Source organism: Actinacidiphila yanglinensis (assembly GCF_900107965.1).
In the GTDB taxonomy this organism is placed as follows: domain Bacteria; phylum Actinomycetota; class Actinomycetes; order Streptomycetales; family Streptomycetaceae; genus Actinacidiphila; species Actinacidiphila yanglinensis.
Window position 1 is genome coordinate 67,546 of sequence record NZ_FNVU01000027.1, and the last position, 15,673, is coordinate 83,218.

13 protein-coding genes are annotated in these 15,673 nt (G+C 72.4%); 4 read left to right on the forward strand and 9 right to left on the reverse strand.

What is annotated here, in order from left to right; all coding sequences use genetic code 11:
• The first annotated feature begins 264 nt into the window (after nt 1-264).
• Entirely contained in the window at nt 265-747 is a 483-nt protein-coding gene (locus tag C4U44_RS37135) for a GNAT family N-acetyltransferase (protein WP_103890527.1), read from the forward strand.
• A gap of 66 nt (nt 748-813) precedes the next feature.
• Here C4U44_RS37135 and C4U44_RS37140 read toward each other — a convergent pair whose 3' ends face one another.
• Nucleotides 814-1,398: an ArsR/SmtB family transcription factor gene (locus C4U44_RS37140; RefSeq protein WP_103890528.1), complete on the reverse strand. Its 585-nt coding sequence runs from the start codon at nt 1,396-1,398 to the stop codon at nt 814-816.
• A gap of 67 nt (nt 1,399-1,465) precedes the next feature.
• Between C4U44_RS37140 and C4U44_RS37145 the strand changes: the two genes are divergently transcribed.
• Nucleotides 1,466-2,044: a dienelactone hydrolase family protein gene (locus C4U44_RS37145; protein WP_103890529.1), complete on the forward strand. Its 579-nt coding sequence runs from the start codon at nt 1,466-1,468 to the stop codon at nt 2,042-2,044.
• An 85-nt stretch (nt 2,045-2,129) separates the two neighbouring features.
• Here the strand turns inward: C4U44_RS37145 and C4U44_RS37150 are convergent, their stop codons facing one another.
• Together C4U44_RS37150 and C4U44_RS37155 are read right to left on the reverse strand one after the other, a co-directional pair.
• Nucleotides 2,130-2,945 carry a hypothetical protein gene (locus C4U44_RS37150; RefSeq protein ID WP_103890530.1) on the reverse strand — a complete coding sequence of 272 codons (816 nt, stop codon included), beginning with the start codon at nt 2,943-2,945 and terminating at the stop codon, nt 2,130-2,132.
• Nucleotides 2,946-2,997: 52 nt separating this feature from the next.
• Nucleotides 2,998-3,564 (reverse strand): CYTH domain-containing protein, encoded by a 567-nt coding sequence (locus C4U44_RS37155; RefSeq protein WP_103890531.1) that lies wholly within the window; start codon nt 3,562-3,564, stop codon nt 2,998-3,000.
• Between the two features lie 123 nt (nt 3,565-3,687).
• On the opposite strand from C4U44_RS37155, the gene C4U44_RS37160 reads away from it, so the two are divergent.
• The gene (locus C4U44_RS37160) at nt 3,688-7,137 is read left to right on the forward strand and encodes an NEW3 domain-containing protein (RefSeq protein ID WP_103890532.1); all 3,450 of its coding nucleotides are present in this window, start codon (nt 3,688-3,690) and stop codon (nt 7,135-7,137) included.
• A 76-nt stretch (nt 7,138-7,213) separates the two neighbouring features.
• Here C4U44_RS37160 and C4U44_RS37165 read toward each other — a convergent pair whose 3' ends face one another.
• The gene (locus tag C4U44_RS37165; RefSeq protein ID WP_103890533.1) at nt 7,214-7,678 is read right to left on the reverse strand and encodes a MarR family winged helix-turn-helix transcriptional regulator; all 465 of its coding nucleotides are present in this window, start codon (nt 7,676-7,678) and stop codon (nt 7,214-7,216) included.
• 135 nt (nt 7,679-7,813) lie between these two features.
• On the opposite strand from C4U44_RS37165, the gene C4U44_RS37170 reads away from it, so the two are divergent.
• Nucleotides 7,814-8,374, forward strand: coding sequence for an NADPH-dependent FMN reductase (locus C4U44_RS37170; protein WP_103890534.1), 561 nt, complete (start codon nt 7,814-7,816; stop codon nt 8,372-8,374).
• A gap of 174 nt (nt 8,375-8,548) precedes the next feature.
• On the opposite strand, the gene C4U44_RS37175 is transcribed toward C4U44_RS37170, so the two are convergent.
• The 5 genes from C4U44_RS37175 to C4U44_RS37195 all read right to left on the reverse strand — a co-directional run bounded on the left by C4U44_RS37175 (nt 8,549) and on the right by C4U44_RS37195 (nt 15,525).
• The gene (locus tag C4U44_RS37175; RefSeq protein WP_146088432.1) at nt 8,549-10,795 is read right to left on the reverse strand and encodes an alpha-L-rhamnosidase-related protein; all 2,247 of its coding nucleotides are present in this window, start codon (nt 10,793-10,795) and stop codon (nt 8,549-8,551) included.
• A gap of 375 nt (nt 10,796-11,170) precedes the next feature.
• The gene (locus C4U44_RS37180; RefSeq protein WP_103890536.1) at nt 11,171-11,386 is read right to left on the reverse strand and encodes a hypothetical protein; all 216 of its coding nucleotides are present in this window, start codon (nt 11,384-11,386) and stop codon (nt 11,171-11,173) included.
• Nucleotides 11,383-13,173, reverse strand: coding sequence for an FAD-dependent oxidoreductase (locus tag C4U44_RS37185; RefSeq protein ID WP_103890537.1), 1,791 nt, complete (start codon nt 13,171-13,173; stop codon nt 11,383-11,385). Before C4U44_RS37185 ends, C4U44_RS37180 begins: the two co-directional genes overlap by 4 nt.
• The gene (locus tag C4U44_RS37190; protein ID WP_103890538.1) at nt 13,170-13,925 is read right to left on the reverse strand and encodes a ferric reductase-like transmembrane domain-containing protein; all 756 of its coding nucleotides are present in this window, start codon (nt 13,923-13,925) and stop codon (nt 13,170-13,172) included. Before C4U44_RS37190 ends, C4U44_RS37185 begins: the two co-directional genes overlap by 4 nt.
• Before the next feature lie 361 nt (nt 13,926-14,286).
• Nucleotides 14,287-15,525: a PP2C family protein-serine/threonine phosphatase gene (locus tag C4U44_RS37195; RefSeq protein WP_200823540.1), complete on the reverse strand. Its 1,239-nt coding sequence runs from the start codon at nt 15,523-15,525 to the stop codon at nt 14,287-14,289.
• Nucleotides 15,526-15,673: the final 148 nt, after the last annotated feature.

Consider the following 15,673-nt stretch of genomic DNA (forward strand, 5'->3'; position numbering starts at 1 on the left):
ACGATGCGCCACCTCATCCAGCGCTCCGGTGTCTCCGGCCCGCGGTCGGTCGACCCATCGACCACTGCCGATCAACGAGTCGCCGTGATCGGAGTATTCGGAGTACGGGCGGGGCACTACGATGCCGACCGTGGAGTGCTTTGCCAGCTGGCGTACCCGTTACTGAGGGGCCCGACTCACCGGCGATCCTGTGGCCGGGAGCGGGCCGACCGATGCCCTTTTTCCGCCCGGGTATCAAACCCTCAGCCTGAGAGGCACGCTTCCGTGCTCATCCGCGCGTTCGACCAGCACGACCTGGCACCACTCACCGCACTGACCATCGACACGTGCCGGCCCTTCTACGAGGACTCCTTCCGCCCCTTGGTGGGTGAAACGGTCTTCGCCGTTCAGCACGGCAACTGGCGTGACGACTACCGCAGACAGGTCGCCGCACTCCACGAACCTGAACGGCACGCGTACGTGGCCGTCGCCGAAGCCGAAGACGCCATCGCGGGCTACGTGGCGTGGAGCGTCGAACCGGACCGCGGGAAAGGCGAGGTCACGATCCTCGCCGTCTCCACCCGGCACCGACGCCACCGCGTGGGCACGGCCCTGTGCGAGCACGCCTTCGCGCAGATGCGGGCCCTCGGCGCCGAGGTCGTCGAGATCGGTACGGGTGGGGACCGGTTCCACGCTCCGGCCCGAGCCCTCTACGAGGCGCTCGGATGCACCCCCGTTCCGCTCACCGTCTACTTCCGCGAACTCTGACACCTCCCGGATGCGCGCTCTCGGGCGCCCATCCGGGTTCCGTCAGTGGCCTACCGATGCAGCGTCTCAGCCCGCGCTTCCGCTTTCCGGAGGCGGCGGCAGGGTCGGGTAGTCGGGGATCGGATACATACCCACGGCGAATCCGTGCACCGTCCCACCGCTCCGCGGCAGTCTGTCGAACTCGTGGACCACCTGCTCGATGCGTTCCCAGAACTCGGCCACCTGCTCCTCGGAGACGCGGGCCCGCCGGATGAACTGGCGCAACTGCCCGAGTTCGTACGCCGCGGCCGATTCCTTCGCTGCCGTCTCGAAGTCGTTGAGGTCGGGGGGCAGCGCTCCGCCGACCGTCTGGCGACCGAGGCCGACGTAGAACATTCGCGCCGAGCGGCCGTAGTAACGCTCCTCGATCGCCCGCACCTTGCGGGTACGCACCACACGGAGCAGACCCGCTTTCGCGAGGACCGACACGTGATGGGCGACGGTGCTCTTGGGCCGCTTGACCGCGGCGGCGAGTTCGGTGACGGTCGCGGCGCGCTCGTGCAGCAGGCCGAGGATCGTGGTGCGCAAGGGGTCGCTGATGGCCCGCACCTGCTCCGCGGTGGTGAGCTCGATCGTCTCGTCGAGGTCGTAGTCAGGGGTGTCGCTCGACATCCTCGGATTGTACGATCATGCTCGATCGATCCAATTTTCTGGTTCATTGAGCGAAGGCGAGCACGTCATGACCGAAGTTGTGGTGTTCCATCACGCACACGGCCTGACCTCGGGAATCGAGGCCTTCGTGACCGGGCTCCGCCAGGCCGGACATACCGTCCACGTGCCGGACCTCTACGAGGGACATGTCTTCGAGACCTTGGAGGAGGGCATCGACTACGCCCGCCGGACAGGTTTCGGCACGGTCGCGGATCGCGGGATCGCGGCTGCTGAACAGCTCGGGAGCCAGGTGGTCTACGCCGGGTTCTCCCTCGGCGTCGTGCCGGCCCAACGCCTGGCGCAGACCCGTGGCGGCGCCAAAGGAGCCCTGCTGATCCATTCCTGCCTGCCGGTGGCCGAGTTCGGTGCGGCGTGGCCGTCGGGCGTCCCGGTGCAGGTGCACGGGATGGACGAGGACCCGTTCTTCGCCGGCGAGGGGGATCTCGACGCCGCAAGGGAACTGACCGCCGGTACCGAGGACGCCGAACTGTTCCTCTACCCGGGCAAGCAGCACCTGTTCGCGGATTCCTCGCTGCCGTCCTACGACCCGGTCGCGGCCGACCTGCTGGTCAGCCGGGTCATCCGGTTCCTGGACGGCCTGCGGTAGACCTGCCGTCCGACGGAACCTGTCCGTGCAGGCGGGAGGGCTCGGCGGACCGTCGTCACACCACGCACCCGGCCCTCGGGAACGATCAGGAGAGGGTGAGGCGACGGCCCCACGCGTCGCCCCAGCCCCCGCGCCAGACGGCAAGCCCCGCGTGGGTGAAGACGCAGCCGACGCCCACTCCCCAGTCCTCGCCCTGGTAGCGGACGGCGGGGTCCGTGAGGGCGGCGCGGAGTCCTTCGAAGGGAATCACGGTGAAGGCGTCGCGGGCTTCGTCGGGGTGGTGCCGGACCTCGATCCAGCCCTCGCGGACGAAGGACGACAGCGGCGCGAGTTGCCGGTCGACCCACGCACGGCGCGCGATGGCGCCCAGGTCGTCCGGCGGGTCCGCCCAGATCCCGAACGCCCCCGTGAGCATGCCACTGGCCTCGGCCGCGCAGACCAGGACCTCGCGCCGGCCGATGCTCAGCTCCTCCCAGGTGGGAAGCGCACTGGTGTCGGCGGTCGGATACCCGGCGCCGAACCAGCGCTCGCGCACCGGCTGCGGCGCGGTGAGACCGACATTGCGGCTGGGGCGGGGCGTCCACAGCCAGTGGGCCGGATCGGTGAGTACCTCGCGGAGTTCCGGCCCGGCCACCAGGGCTGAAGCGCCGGCTCCGTGGCTCTGCCTCACCTCGACGGTCGGCAGCCCGCGTTCCGCCAGATCGACGGCCACGCCCGCGAGGTGCGGGACCAGCGCCCGTTGCTCCCTCTCGGTGAAGCTGCGAAGGGGCGGGGCATCGGCACGACCGGCCCAGCGCAGGGCATCGCCGTAGTCCTGGACGACCCCGGCCAGCGCGTGTCCCGCCAGGGCACGGCGCATGAGGGTCTGTTCGGCGATCGTCAGCGCATGCCAGGAGTGCATGGGGTGCCACCTCCGCGACCGGACCGGGCTCCCTCGTACGGCCGTGACACCGCTACTCCCCCGCCGGGTACAGCCCGTACTCCGCCAGCCAGCCCAGTAGTTCGGGGCGTGGCGCCACGACGAGGCTGCCTCCGGTGAAGCGGGCGTCGTCCGTCACCTCGGCCACGCAGCCGGCCGGGGGCGCGAAGGACCGCGCCTCCTCGTCGGCGGCGAACTCGGCCTCCGCCAGCACCAGTCCGCGCAGGTCGCCGTCGAAGACGTCGACCCCCAACTCCCCCAGGCTGAAACGGGTCTTGGTCAGCACCGCCGCCGGCAGCCGCGCGAGCAGGTCGTACTCCGCCTCCGACAGGTAGGTGTTCGTGATCAGACCCTGCACCGCGCCGGGCCCGGCGACCGCGACCTTCTGGGTGAGCTTCAACTGACTCTCGCCCCCGGGCTGTTCGACGCGTCGCAGCCGCAGTCGCGTACCCACCAGGTACCGGTCGGTGATCCTCCGGGTCGCCGTCACCGCCGAGGGCGCCGGCGGCCCGGGGAGGAGGAACCGCCGTTCCCGCTCGACGCGTGCGTACTTCCCCGGCAAGAGCTGCTGTTCCGGCACCCCGCCGGCCCCTTCCGTCATGGGGACAGGCTCCCCGCACCGGCCGCAAGCGGTCAACTCGCAGATAAATGCGGCAGACCCATGGCGTCGCGGGCCCCCGGGTGATCAACTGTGCTCCGAACCGGGAGCGGAGAGGACATGCGCATGGGCGTCCACACGACCACGCGGCGGGCGGGGTTGACGGCGGCGGTGGTGACGGCTTCGCTGCTGGCGGCCACCCTGGCGGTCACCCCGGCGGCCCGGGCGGCGACGGCGGGCTCCCCGGGCGGCTCCGACCCGTGGGTGCTGACGAACACCGCCTACACGCCCACGGACCACACCCAGGAACCGTTCGTGGGCAACGGCTACCTCGCCCAGCGCATCCCCGCCATCGGCGCCGGCTTCCAGGGCGACGGCACCCTCGGCACCGGCAACTGGCCGCTCAGCCGGCCCCGTTCCACCACCGCGCTGGTCGCCGGGGTGTACGAGACCGACGGCGCGAGTGACTACATCTCCACCCTGCCGACGTGGTCGGACCTCTCCTTCACCCTCGACGGCCACGTCCTCGACGCCGCGGTCCCGGCCGAGGAGATCAGCACCTACCGCCAGACGCAGGACATGCGCGCGGGCACCGTCACCACGTCCTTCGTCTGGACGCCCGCGCCGGGCGAGTCGGCGACCGTGACGTACGAGGTGCTGGCCAACCGCGACCGCATGCACCTCGGCCAGGTGCGGGCGAGCATCGAGCCGTCCAGGACCGGCAGCCTGGTGGTGGGTTCGCTGCTGGACGGCGCGGGCGCCCAGCGGATCACCCCGACCGCGCGGACCGTCGACACCTCCACCGACACCGCGACCGTCCAACTGGCCACGCCCGGGCGCGGCACCACGGTCGCGGAGACCGCGCGGCTGGTGGCGGGCCGGGGTGTGAAGGTGGCCCGACGGACCGCCGTGGAACCCGACGACGACAAGGCCACCGCGGGCGAGCAGTGGACGGTCCCGGTCGAGCGCGCGTCCACCTACACCTTCACCAAGTACGTCGGCATCTCCACGTCCGGCGACGCGGGCAGCCCGCCCGCCGTCGCGCGGGAGACGGTCGACCAGGCCGCCGCGCGCGGCTGGGACGCGCTGGTCGCCGCGCACACCGCGCAGTGGGCGGCGCTGTGGCGGCGGCGGGTGACCGTCGGCGGGCAACCCGCCGCGCAGACCGCGGTGAACAGCGCCTTCTACCTGCTGTATTCGAGCATGCGCGCGGGCGTGGACGCCAGCATCCCGCCCGCCGGGCTGTCCAGCGACGACTACGGCGGCGAGATCTTCTGGGACGCGGACACCTGGATGTTCCCGTCCCTGCTCGCCCTGCACCCGGAACTGGCGAAGTCGATCGTGATGTTCCGCCACGCGACCATCGGCGCGGCCGAGGCCAACGCCCGCGGCGCCGGCTACCAGGGCGGCTCCTGGGCCTGGGACAACGGGCCGAGCGGGACCTGCGGCGGCCTCGCGCCGTGCAGCGGGTACGAGGACCACGTCCAGTCGGACATCGCGCTGGCCCAGTGGCAGTACTACCAGGCCACCGGCGACACGGGCTGGTTGCGCAGCTACGGGTACCCGGTGATCAGGGACGTGGCGGAGTTCTGGGCCAGCCGCGTCACGAAGGACGCGGACGGCACCTACCACGTGAACGGGGTGACCGGCCCGGACGAGTACACCGCGGGCGTGAACGACGAGTCCGCCACCAACGCCGGAGCGGTGATCGCCCTGCGCGACGCCGTGGCCGCGGCGAAGGCGGCCGGCGCGGCCCCGGACCCCGCGTGGGAGACCGTCGCCGCGCACCTCTACGTCGCCACCGATCCCGACGGCAGCCACCCCGAGTACGCCGGCTACCAGGACCAGCCGGTCAAGCAGGCCGACACCGTGCTGATGACCTACCCGTTCGGCTACGTCACCGACGACGGTGTCGCCGCCGCCGACCTGGACCGCTACATGCCGGTCACCGACACCGGTGGCCCCGCGATGACCGCGTCGGTCGAGTCGGTCATCGCCGCGCAGGTCGGGCAACCGGGCTGCCTGGACTACACCTTGTTCCAGGACTCCTACCTGCCGTTCCTGCGCGGCGCCTACGACCAGTTCAACGAGACCCAGTACCTGACACCTTCCGGCGGCCAGACGAACCCCGCGTTCGACTTCGCCACCGGCGCCGGCGGCTTCCTGCAGACCTTCGTGTACGGCTTCGCGGGGCTGCGCTGGAACGCCGACGCGCTCGCGCTCGCACCGACCCTGCCGCCCCAACTCGCCGGCGGCATCACCCTCGACGGCCTCCAGTACCAGGGACGTACGGTCGACGTCGCGATCGGCGCGAAGGCGACCACGGTCACCCTCCGCGCGGGCCGGGCGCTGACCCTCAGCACCCCCGCCGGCACCCGCACGCTGGCCCCCGGTCATCGGGCCACGCTGGCGACGGCCCGTCCCGACCTGGCCCCGACCGACGACCTGGCCCGCTGCCGTTCCGCGTCGGCCAGTTCGTCGCAGGCCGTCGACCTCCCGGCCGCGGCCGTGGACGGCAACACCGCCACCACCTGGACGGCGACCGGCACCGGCGCGTCGTACACCGTCTCGCTGCTCGCGGACCGGGCGGACGGCCCCGGGCGGTCGGCGCCGAGGACCGCCCACGCGGAGGTGGTCTGGGGCTCGGGCCGGCCGGCGGCGTACACCCTCCAGGCGCAGACGGCGTCCGGGCGCTGGCAGCAGGTCTCCGCCGGTCCGGTGCCCGCGACCGGCAACCTTGAGGCGAGTTGGACCCCCGTCGCCGCCCGGGCCCTGAAGCTGACCTTCACGGGCGGCGATCCGGCCAGCGTCGCGGAACTGCACGTGCCCGACGCGGCGGCCGCCGACGTGACGACCTCGCTCGGCACCCCGCAGTTCATGACGCCGGGCTCGTCGAGCGAGGTGACCCTGACCGCGACGTCCTCCGGCGGAGCGGACGCCACGCAGGTGGACACGCGGTTGTCCCTGCCCGGCGGATGGACGGCGACCCCGGAGTCCGTCGCGACCAGCATCGCCAAGGGGACCACCGCCACCGACACGTGGACGGTCACCGCACCCGCGGGCCAGGCGCCCGCGCAGGTGCCGATCACCGCGACGACCACGTGGCAGGGCCGGAACGCCCGGGACTCCACCGTCGCGACCGCCGCCGTGTACGCCGGGCCGACCGTGGACCCGGGGGCGGTCGACGACGCCGAGAACGCGATCCTGGGCGGCGGCGCTGAGACGGACAACGGCCACGCCGGCTACACCGGCAGCGGCTTCGTGGACTCCCTCTACCCCGGGGCCACGATCACGGTCGGCGTCCGGGTGCCCACCGCCGGCCGCTACCCCGTCACGATCCGGTACGCCAACTGGACCGGCGGCAGGAGCGCGCCCTACGAGACGGTGACCCGGACCATCAGCCTGGTCACCGCGGGATCGACACAGCAGCTCTCGCTGCCCGTCACCGGGAGCTGGGACACCTGGTCGACGGTCACCGCCGACGTCACCCTCCCCGCCGGCGACGATCTGGTCCAGCTGGCCGTCGGTCCTGACGACTCCGGCAGCATCAACCTCGACAACCTGCGGATCGGGTAGCCCGGAAGGTCCCCCGACCGCTCCGGCCCAACCATTCGGGCCCGACCGGACCCGCCCGCCCCGCCCCGCCCGCGCGCTACTGGGTGGTGCGGGCGATCCGCTGCAGGATCTCCGCGAAGCGGGCCAGGTCCTCCGCCGGGACGTGGTCGAGGACGTGCCCGCGGATGCTGGTGAGGTGGATCGGCCAGGAGTCCTCCAGGGCGGCGAGGCCCTCGTCGGTCAGGACGGCGTTCCAGCCGCGCCCGTCCGCGTCGCAGCGCGCGCGGCGGACCAGGCCGCGCCGCTCCAGGCGGTCGACGATCCGGGTCATGCCGCTGAGCGAGAGATTCGAGACCGAGGCGAGCTCGCTCATCCGCAGGGACCGGTGCTCGGCCTCGGAGAGGTACATCAGCGCGGTGTACTCGCTGAGCGGGAGGCGCTGGGCCCGCGCCATGTCCTGCTCCACGGCACGCGGCAGCGCGACCAGCACCCGGCCGAGGGCCCGGACGAACTCCTCCTCGGCCTCGTTCATCGGCTCCACGGGCCTCTCGCTGCTGGTCATGCACCCATAGTAGTCGTTTGCTACGTCAAGCAACAAGGAGTTTGCTTGACGCAGCAATAATTGAGAGGTTCACTTGTCAGTGCAAGCAGATCCCTCGGGTCCATGACCCGCACCGAAGGGCTTGAAGGGCTAGACATGACCAAGATCGGCATCATCCTCGGCAGCACCCGCCCCGGACGCAACGGCGAGGCCGTGGCCCACTGGGTCCACGAACTGGCCGCGAAGCGTGACGACGCCGAGTTCGAGCTGATTGACCTGCTCGACTACAAGCTGCCGCACCTCGACGAGATGCTTCCGCCGTCGATGGGCCAGTACGCGCAGCCGCACACGCAGGCGTGGGCCCGCACGATCGACTCGTTCGACGGTTTCATCATGGTGACGCCGGAGTACAACCACTCCACGTCCGGCGCGCTGAAGAACGCCATCGACTTCCTCTACGCCGAGTGGAACAACAAGGCGGTCGGGTTCGTCAGCTACGGCGGCGCCGGCGGCGCCCGCGCCGTGGAGCACCTGCGGCTCATCGCGGGCGAGCTGCAGATGGCGGACGTGCGAGCCCAGGTCGCCCTGTCGCTGTTCCACGACTTCGTGAACTTCAGCGAGTTCAAGCCCACCGACTTCCAGGTCGACGCCCTGACCACGGTGTTCGACCAGGTGATCGCCTGGAGCGAGGCGCTCGCGCCGCTGCGCGCGAAGTAAATCCGCGCGGGGACCTCCGGCTCGGCCGAGTTCCCCACGCGACCGGACCCGCGGCCTTCCGGCCCGGGCCCGCCCCCGGATCGCGCCGCGTCCCCCGCGCGGCAGTGGAACGGGAATCGGGAGACGCGCCCGGCCGGTCCTGCGGCCGGGCGCGTCGTCGCGCGGGCGCCCCCGCTACGACAGGGTGTGGGCGACCAGCGTGTGGTGCCCGGAGGGCACCGACTGGACCCGGACGGTGACGCCGTCACTGCTGACGTGCGCGCCGCCCACCGCGTGACTGCCGTCCCAGACGGTGCGGCCGTCGAGCTGCACCCGCACCTTGTGCCCGCCGGTCGGCACCGCGAGATCCCCGACGGTGCCGTGCGGCGCGGTGGCGTGCAGCGTGAACCCGTGGGACGAGGACGTCCAGGACGCGCTGATGTTCCCGTGCGGGGTCGGCACGCTGCCCTGCGCCCACGACAGGCCGCCCGGCGTCGGGACGATCGAGTAGCGGGAGAAACCCGCGCCGGTCGGCTGCACCCCCAGCACCTGGTTGGTGAGGGAGATCGTCGGGCCCGCCGCCCAGCCGTGCGCCAGGCTGGTGAACTGCGCGATGCCCGGGTCGCCGTCGAGGTTCGCCTTCTCCCACAGCGTCCCGCCCGGGTCCTCGCTCAGCTCGTGACCCCAGAAGGTGCGCATGAGTTGGAGCGCCTGCGCCTGCTGGGCGCCGGTCGGGTCGGGCAGGTCGAGTCGGGCGCTCGCCTCGAAGCCGCTCGGCAGCGGCTCGTAGAAGGGCTGGATCGAGGAGTTGGGGGTGCTGGGCGAGACGGTGAGCGGGCCGTAGGTGCTCCAGCTGTTCTGCCGCAGGTAGTCCATGGCCCGCGTGGACTGGTCCGCGCTCGCGATGCCGGTGAGCACCGCCGTCGCGTTGGCGTCCTGCGGGTACGCGTTCGGGATCTCGGTGGACAGCCGGTAGGCGCCCGTCGTGGCGTCCCACAGCTGGGAGTTGATCGCGTTCTTCACGTCGGTGGCGCGCGCGGCGTACGTCGCCGCGTCGGAGCCGTCGCCGCGGGAGTCCGCCAGCGTCGCCATCTCGTCGAGGTTCCGCTTGTACAGGGCGTTGACGTACGTCTCGTGGCCGCAGTCGCTGTAGCCGTAGTGGCCGCACGAGCCCACCTGCGCGAAGGAGATCAGTCCCTTCGGGTCCTGCGCGCGCACCGATTCCAGCCACGCCATCGCCTTGGTCAACTGCGGCCACCACTGGGCGAGATACGCCTGGTCGCCGGTGTACAGCCAGTGCGTGTAGTGGTTCTGGACGAACCAGGTCACGTACTCGCCGTAGGTGCGGATCTCGTCCTGGTTGTGCTGGCCGACCAGGCTCTCGGCGGGCATGAAGCCGTCGGGGAGCTGCTGCGAGGCCAGGGAGGACAGCGAGTTGTCGACCGCGGGCACGTCGTCGGTGGTCAGGTAGGTGACCGGGGCCTGGACCGCGAGGTCGCCCTGCCAGACGACGCGGTCGCGCTTGGCGCCGTCGAAGATGACCTCCTTGCCGGGGTCGGCGCCGGGGACCTGCGCGTCGGAGTGGTCGGCCTCGCCGGTCTGGTATGGCCAGCTCTTGGCGGTGTCGGACATCCAGGTGTCGAGCTGCACGGTGTACGCGCCGCTGTACCAGATCTTGTTCAGCTCGTTGTCGCTGGACAGGAACCAGCCCTGGTAGTCCGCGGGGTCGGCCTGCTGGGGCGCGGCACCGAAGTCCAGGGAGGCCGCGCCCAGGTCGACCCAGCCGGGGCCGTCGAGGAAGATCGTCGCATAGCGGAAACCGCCCCGCAGCTGGCTGTCGGTGAGGGTGGCCGGCAACTTCGACGGGTCGATGGTGAAGGTGTGGCTGTCGGCGTCGTAGGTGTACGGCTGGCCGGGGTAGCCGTTCCAGATGTTGGCCGTGTCGCAGCCGGGGGCGATCGCGTCCTCGCCGTTGTTGGGCTGCGTCGGCGAGGCCGCGAACTGCTTCGACTCGCTGAAGCACACGTGCAGTTGGGGCGGGGTCTTGGAGGCGCCCGCCACCCGGATCCGGATCTTCCCGCCCACGTCCTTGCCGAAGTCCAGTGTCACCAGCGGCGACTGGGTACGGTCACCCGAACTCACCAGCCGCACCGGCTTCTTGGTGTCGCCGAGCAGTGCCTTCGGGTCCCCCTGGACGGCGCCGCCGCGGGCGGAGACCGACGACACGGCGACCGGCGCGACCTCGTGGCCCTGGGGAGCCAGCACGTAGGGCCGCCAGTCCCCCTGCCGGGGCTGGAAGTCGCTCTGCGCCCACGGGTTCCCCGCCGGATGCCCGGCGCCGCCGGACTGCGCCGCCGCGGTGTTCAGGCCGAGCATGCCGACCAGGGTGGCGCCGACCGACACCGCGGCCAGGGCTCCCCGGCCTCTCGGTAGGTGGATCATGGTCCCTCTTCCCGTTCGCCCTACGTGGGAGCCCGAGGGCGCACCGCCGCGACGGCCGGCCGGCCGCCACGGGCAGGCCCGCACCCCGTCTCGCACACTGATACGATTCAATCCGCCGACGCACGCTAGACCCGGCACCGCGTTCAAGCAAGAGTTCAACCAGGATTGATCTGCGGCAACGACCGCCGTACGTGCGGTTCTTCGGCCCCTCGCGCGGCTGAAATGCTTCAATCCGCGCCACCGCCGGCCGCGGCGTCACCGGCCCGGGCAGGGCATCCACGCACTTCCCGCGGTCCCCTGCGGCCCGCGCGGCCGCGCCCGGGCCCCGCCACGCGGTCGGCGGCGGGGCCCGGGAGCAGTACGGGGAGAAGGCCGTCAGCGCGGCGAGGGCGAGTACGTGGCGGTGCCCGTCTGCGGCGCCCGGCTCGGCGGCATCGGCGAGGCCGTGAGCAGCGTGCGGCCGTAGACGGCGGCAGCGGCGGCCATCACGACGAGGATCACCAGCCAGCGCAGATGGAGCCGGGCCGGCAGGCTCAACAGGCGGGTGACCGGCCCTTCCACGGAGCGGCCGCGGGCCGCGCGAGGGCTCACCGGCGCCTCCGGCGGCCGAGGGCGCGGGCGGCGGAGCGGGCGCCGCCGATCTGGTCGCGGTAGTCCAGCAGCCGCAGCGGCTGGTCGAAGGCGACCGCGGCCACGACCTGGTCACCGTACCGGGTCGCCCGGGTGTAGCGGGCGACGAAGCTTCCGGAGCGCAGGGAACCCTCCACGATCTCGACGTCGGTGCCGAGGGCGGGGATGCCCACGGCCTGGATGCGCGTGCCGTGCTGCTCGGACCAGAAGCGCGGCACCGGGGTGAAGCGGGCTGCGCGGCCCGGCCCGCGCAGCAGGGAGTCCGCCGCGTGCTGGCCCATCTCGACAGCGTGGATGAGGTGTTCGACCCTGCGCGGGTGCTCGTCGAAGCGCGGGTTGGGCCAGCTGGCGACGTCGCCCGCGGCCACGATGTGCGGCAGGGTCCGCCCCCAGCGGTCGCGCACGTGGCAGGTGGGCGTGCAGCCGACCCCGTCGGAGAGGTCGATCCCGCTGCCGCGCAGCCACTCCACCCGCGGCACGCTGCCGAGGCCCAGCACGACGAAGTCGCAGGTGAGCACGGTGCCGTCGTCCAGGGACAGCCGCAGCACGTCGCCGTGGTCCTGCCAGTCCACCACCTCGCGGCCCAGATGGAGGGCGACCCCCGCCCGCGCCTGGATCCGGCCGACGACCTGGCCGACCCGCTCGCCCAGCACGCGGCGCAGCAGCGGCCCGCTGTGCGAGACCAGGCTGACGTCCATGCCCTGCAGGCGTGCGGTGCAGGCGAGTTCGCAGCCGACGAAGCCTCCCCCGATCACCACGACGTGCCCGGCCCCGGCGGCGTGCATCGCCTCGCGAACCGCCGCGGCGTCGGCCAGGGTGCGGATGGTGCGGACCCGCTCGCTGAACAGCGGTGCCTCCGGCAGGCGTTTGGCGTCGACCCCGGTGGCGACGACCAGCCCGTCGAAGGGCAGCCGCTCGCCGCCGCGCAGTTCGAGCGCCGAGGCGCGGAGGTCGAGGCCGATCACGCGGGTGTCCAGCAACCAGTGCGCGTCCAGGGCGTCGTCGGCGCGGAAGGCCAGGTCGTCGCCGTCGAGGTCGCCCGCGAGGTACTGCTTGGACAGCGGGGGGCGGCTGTAGGGACGGATCGGCTCCTCGCCCACGACGACGAGTTCGCCGTCGAAGCCGCGCTCGCGCAGGCGGGTCGCGGCGCTGAGCCCGGCCAGTCCCCCGCCGGCGACCACGATGCGGCGGCGGCCGGCCCGGGCGCCGGCGCCGCTGCGCAGCGCCGGCCCGGTCCGCTTGCGGCCGGGCGAGCCGCCGGGGGTCTGCCCGCCGCGGACCGCGATCGCCTGCATGGGGCAGCAGCGCGCCGCCTGCCGCGCCTGGGCGGCGAGTTCCGCGGGCACCGAGGCGGTGTAGTGCAGCGAGCCGCCCTGCGAGATCCGGAAGACCTCGGGCGCTTCCTGCTCGCAGATGCCGTAGATGTGGCACCGGTTGTTGTCGACGCTGACCCGGATCGGCTCGGCCTCCGGGACGAGCGCGGGCCGCGGCGGCGGGAAGGCGTCGGTGCGCAGCGGTCCGGCGGGGGCGGGCGCGACGGGTGCGACGGGCGCGGGCAGGTGGCCCGCCGTCATGTGACCCACGTGGCCGGCCGCGACGCGACCCGCCGCGTGACCGGCGAGCGCGTGCCCCGGAGGCAGTTGCCCGGGTGGCGCCGCCGGGTACGGCGCCTGTGGGTAGGCCGCCTGCGGCGGTGCGGGCGGCAACGGCTGCGGGGGGCTCGGCAGTTGGTACGGCACGTGGGTCATCCGGCGGCTCCGAAGCGGTCGGTCACGCCGCGCCGTCTGAGCCTCGACCGGGACGGCAGCGCGCGGACCAGCAGCGCCAGCAGCACCGTCAGTGCCCCCGCGCCGACACCCACAGCGACGAGGTTGTCGTGCCGCGGCTCGGGGTGGACGAGGAACACGTGCAGCCAGATCAACGCGAATGCGACATAGGCGAATTGATGGAAGCGCAGCCAGCGGTGGTATCCGAGTCGTTGCTGGGCCCAGATCGCGCAGGCCACCGCGATGGCGAGTTCCGTGCCAAGAATTCCGAATCCGACCGGGATGCGCTGCATTCCGCCGCTGAACGGGACGGTGAGCTCCTTCATTCCGATCCGCCAGACCGGCTGGTAGAGAAAGGTCATGCCGTGAATAGCCCCGAAGATCATGGCGGACAGCGCCAGGACCATGTGCGCGCCGTAGAACGTCGCACGGTTGACCGTGCGCTGCATGAACCGGAGCCTGAGCAGGACGCCGAGCACGACGGTGGCGACCATCAGCGCGTAGGCGATCAGCGCCGCGACCCGGGCGATCTTGTGCACCCCCACGTCGTAGGACACCTGGCGGTCGTACGCGTCCAGCGGCGAGCCCGGGATCGGGGTGCCGGAGGCGGCGAGCGCCGTGGGCGCCAGCGCGAGGGCGAGGGCGAGCAGGAGCAGCAGGGCGAGGAGCGCGACAGCGGCGGGCGGAGGGGTCCTGCGGGCGGGCGGCGGCCCGTGCGGCGGGGTGCTGGCCATGTGCGTGAACTCCTTGTTCCACCACAATGGGACGAAAGGAGTGGAGTCCTGATACCGCGTCGGCCGGGAACTCGACGACGTCCGCCGTTATTCCCTGGTGTTTCCGTGGGCGAGCGGAATGGAACGACCCCCCGAAGGACGTTCTCCTTTGGCCGGAGACGCTACACCAACTCCCGGGCCCGGGCGAGCAGTCGAGGAATCTTCTCAGGTAGCCGATATGGGGCGGCCGCCACCGCCGGGTCGCGACGTGAGCAACACCACAGCGGCCAATTGCGTTTTCTTCCCGTGACCCGGGCGTGACCGCGCCGTTTTCCGTAGGCTGGTGACTTTGTGTGAGGAGGGTGGCCCGGTACCCCGCCGGTCAGAGCCGGGTGGCCAGCAGGGAGATGTCGTCCCGCTGGCCGGAGGGGTCGGCCATGGCGCGCAGCAGGCCCTCGGCGAGTTCGTCCGGCGGCAGCTCGCGCAGCTCGCGCACCGCCCGGACCAGCCGGTTCAGCCCGACGTCGATGTCCTCGCCGCGCCGCTCGATGAGGCCGTCGGTGTACATCACCAGGGTGTCCCCCTCGCGGTAGTCGACGGTGGCCTGCGGGCGCGGCACGTGCTCCACCCGCACGCCCAGCGGCGGGTCGGTGGCCTGGTCCAGCAACTCGTGGGAACCGTCGGCGTGCATGAGGACGGGCGGCGGGTGACCGGCGTTGCTGTACATCAGCAGCCGGCTGAACGGATAGATCTGGCAGGCGAAGGTGGTGGTGGCCATGGCCCCCTCCTGGGCGCGCGCGTACAGGCCCAGCGCCTCCAGCGCGCCGCTGGGACCGTCGGCGACCCGGATCGCGGCGCTCAGCGCGCTGCGCAGCATGCCCATCACGCTGGCGGCCTCGACCCCGTGGCCCACCACGTCGCCCACCGACAGGGCCAACCGCCCGTCGGGCAGGTCGACCACGTCGTACCAGTCGCCGCAGGCGTTCATCCCCTCCAGCGCGGGCCGGTAGCACACCGCGACCTCGGGGTGCTCGGACAGGGCGGGGGTGGCGAGCATGGCCCGCTGGAGGGCCAGTGCGACGTCCTTGGTGCGCAGGGCGGACTCCTGGAGCGAGAGGTTGGCGCGCTGGAGTTCCTCCGCCCTGCTGAAGATCTCGGCGCGGGGCGCCTCGTCGGTGCTCCCGTCGGCGACGCGCCGCTCGGTCCGGACGAACTCGGTGACGTCCTCGACGCGGTGCATGATCAGCTCCACCCGCCCGTCGGGGCCGGTCACCGGCTGGTTGATGACGTTCCACCAGCGGGGCTCGAACCGGCCGGTGCGGTCCCGCCGGGGAAGCGCGTAGCGCTGCATCAGCAGCATGCTCTTGCGGCCCGAGAAGAGCACGGCCTCCAGCGAGCCGCGCTGCACCTCGGCGCCGTCGGAGGCGGGGTCACCCGGGTCCGGCGGGTTGGCCTCGAAGAAGTTGCGGCCCAGCAGATCCGTCGCCGGGCGGCCGGTGACCTCCAGGTAGGCGTCGTTGACGGCGACGATCACCAGGTCGCGGTCGAGCACGATGCATGGTGCGGGCAGCGCCGTGAACAGGGTCCGGTAGTCCAGCCCGTCGCCGCCTGCCTCCGCCACCGTCCCTCCCGTCTCGCTCGCCGCACGGCCCGGCCGCTCCGCCCGGCACGGGCGTCCCGCAAGTCAACCCCGACGGCCCGGCGTCCGGGTTCAGGCGCACAGGCGGCTCGCCCGGACAGCGGACAGCGGAACGCCGGGCCGGGCCACG

Excerpts from the sequence above, each read along its gene's own strand:
- C4U44_RS37140 (WP_103890528.1), bottom strand. The coding sequence starts at position 1,398 with ATGTCGAGCGACACCCCTGACTACGACCTCGACGAGACGATCGAGCTC.
- C4U44_RS37145 (WP_103890529.1), top strand. The coding sequence starts at position 1,466 with ATGACCGAAGTTGTGGTGTTCCATCACGCACACGGCCTGACCTCGGGA.
- C4U44_RS37150 (WP_103890530.1), bottom strand. The coding sequence starts at position 2,945 with ATGCACTCCTGGCATGCGCTGACGATCGCCGAACAGACCCTCATGCGC.
- C4U44_RS37155 (WP_103890531.1), bottom strand. The coding sequence starts at position 3,564 with ATGACGGAAGGGGCCGGCGGGGTGCCGGAACAGCAGCTCTTGCCGGGG.
- C4U44_RS37160 (WP_103890532.1), top strand. The coding sequence starts at position 3,688 with ATGGGCGTCCACACGACCACGCGGCGGGCGGGGTTGACGGCGGCGGTG.
- C4U44_RS37165 (WP_103890533.1), bottom strand. The coding sequence starts at position 7,678 with ATGACCAGCAGCGAGAGGCCCGTGGAGCCGATGAACGAGGCCGAGGAG.
- C4U44_RS37170 (WP_103890534.1), top strand. The coding sequence starts at position 7,814 with ATGACCAAGATCGGCATCATCCTCGGCAGCACCCGCCCCGGACGCAAC.
- C4U44_RS37175 (WP_146088432.1), bottom strand. The coding sequence starts at position 10,795 with ATGATCCACCTACCGAGAGGCCGGGGAGCCCTGGCCGCGGTGTCGGTC.
- C4U44_RS37185 (WP_103890537.1), bottom strand. The coding sequence starts at position 13,173 with ATGACCCACGTGCCGTACCAACTGCCGAGCCCCCCGCAGCCGTTGCCG.
- C4U44_RS37190 (WP_103890538.1), bottom strand. The coding sequence starts at position 13,925 with ATGGCCAGCACCCCGCCGCACGGGCCGCCGCCCGCCCGCAGGACCCCT.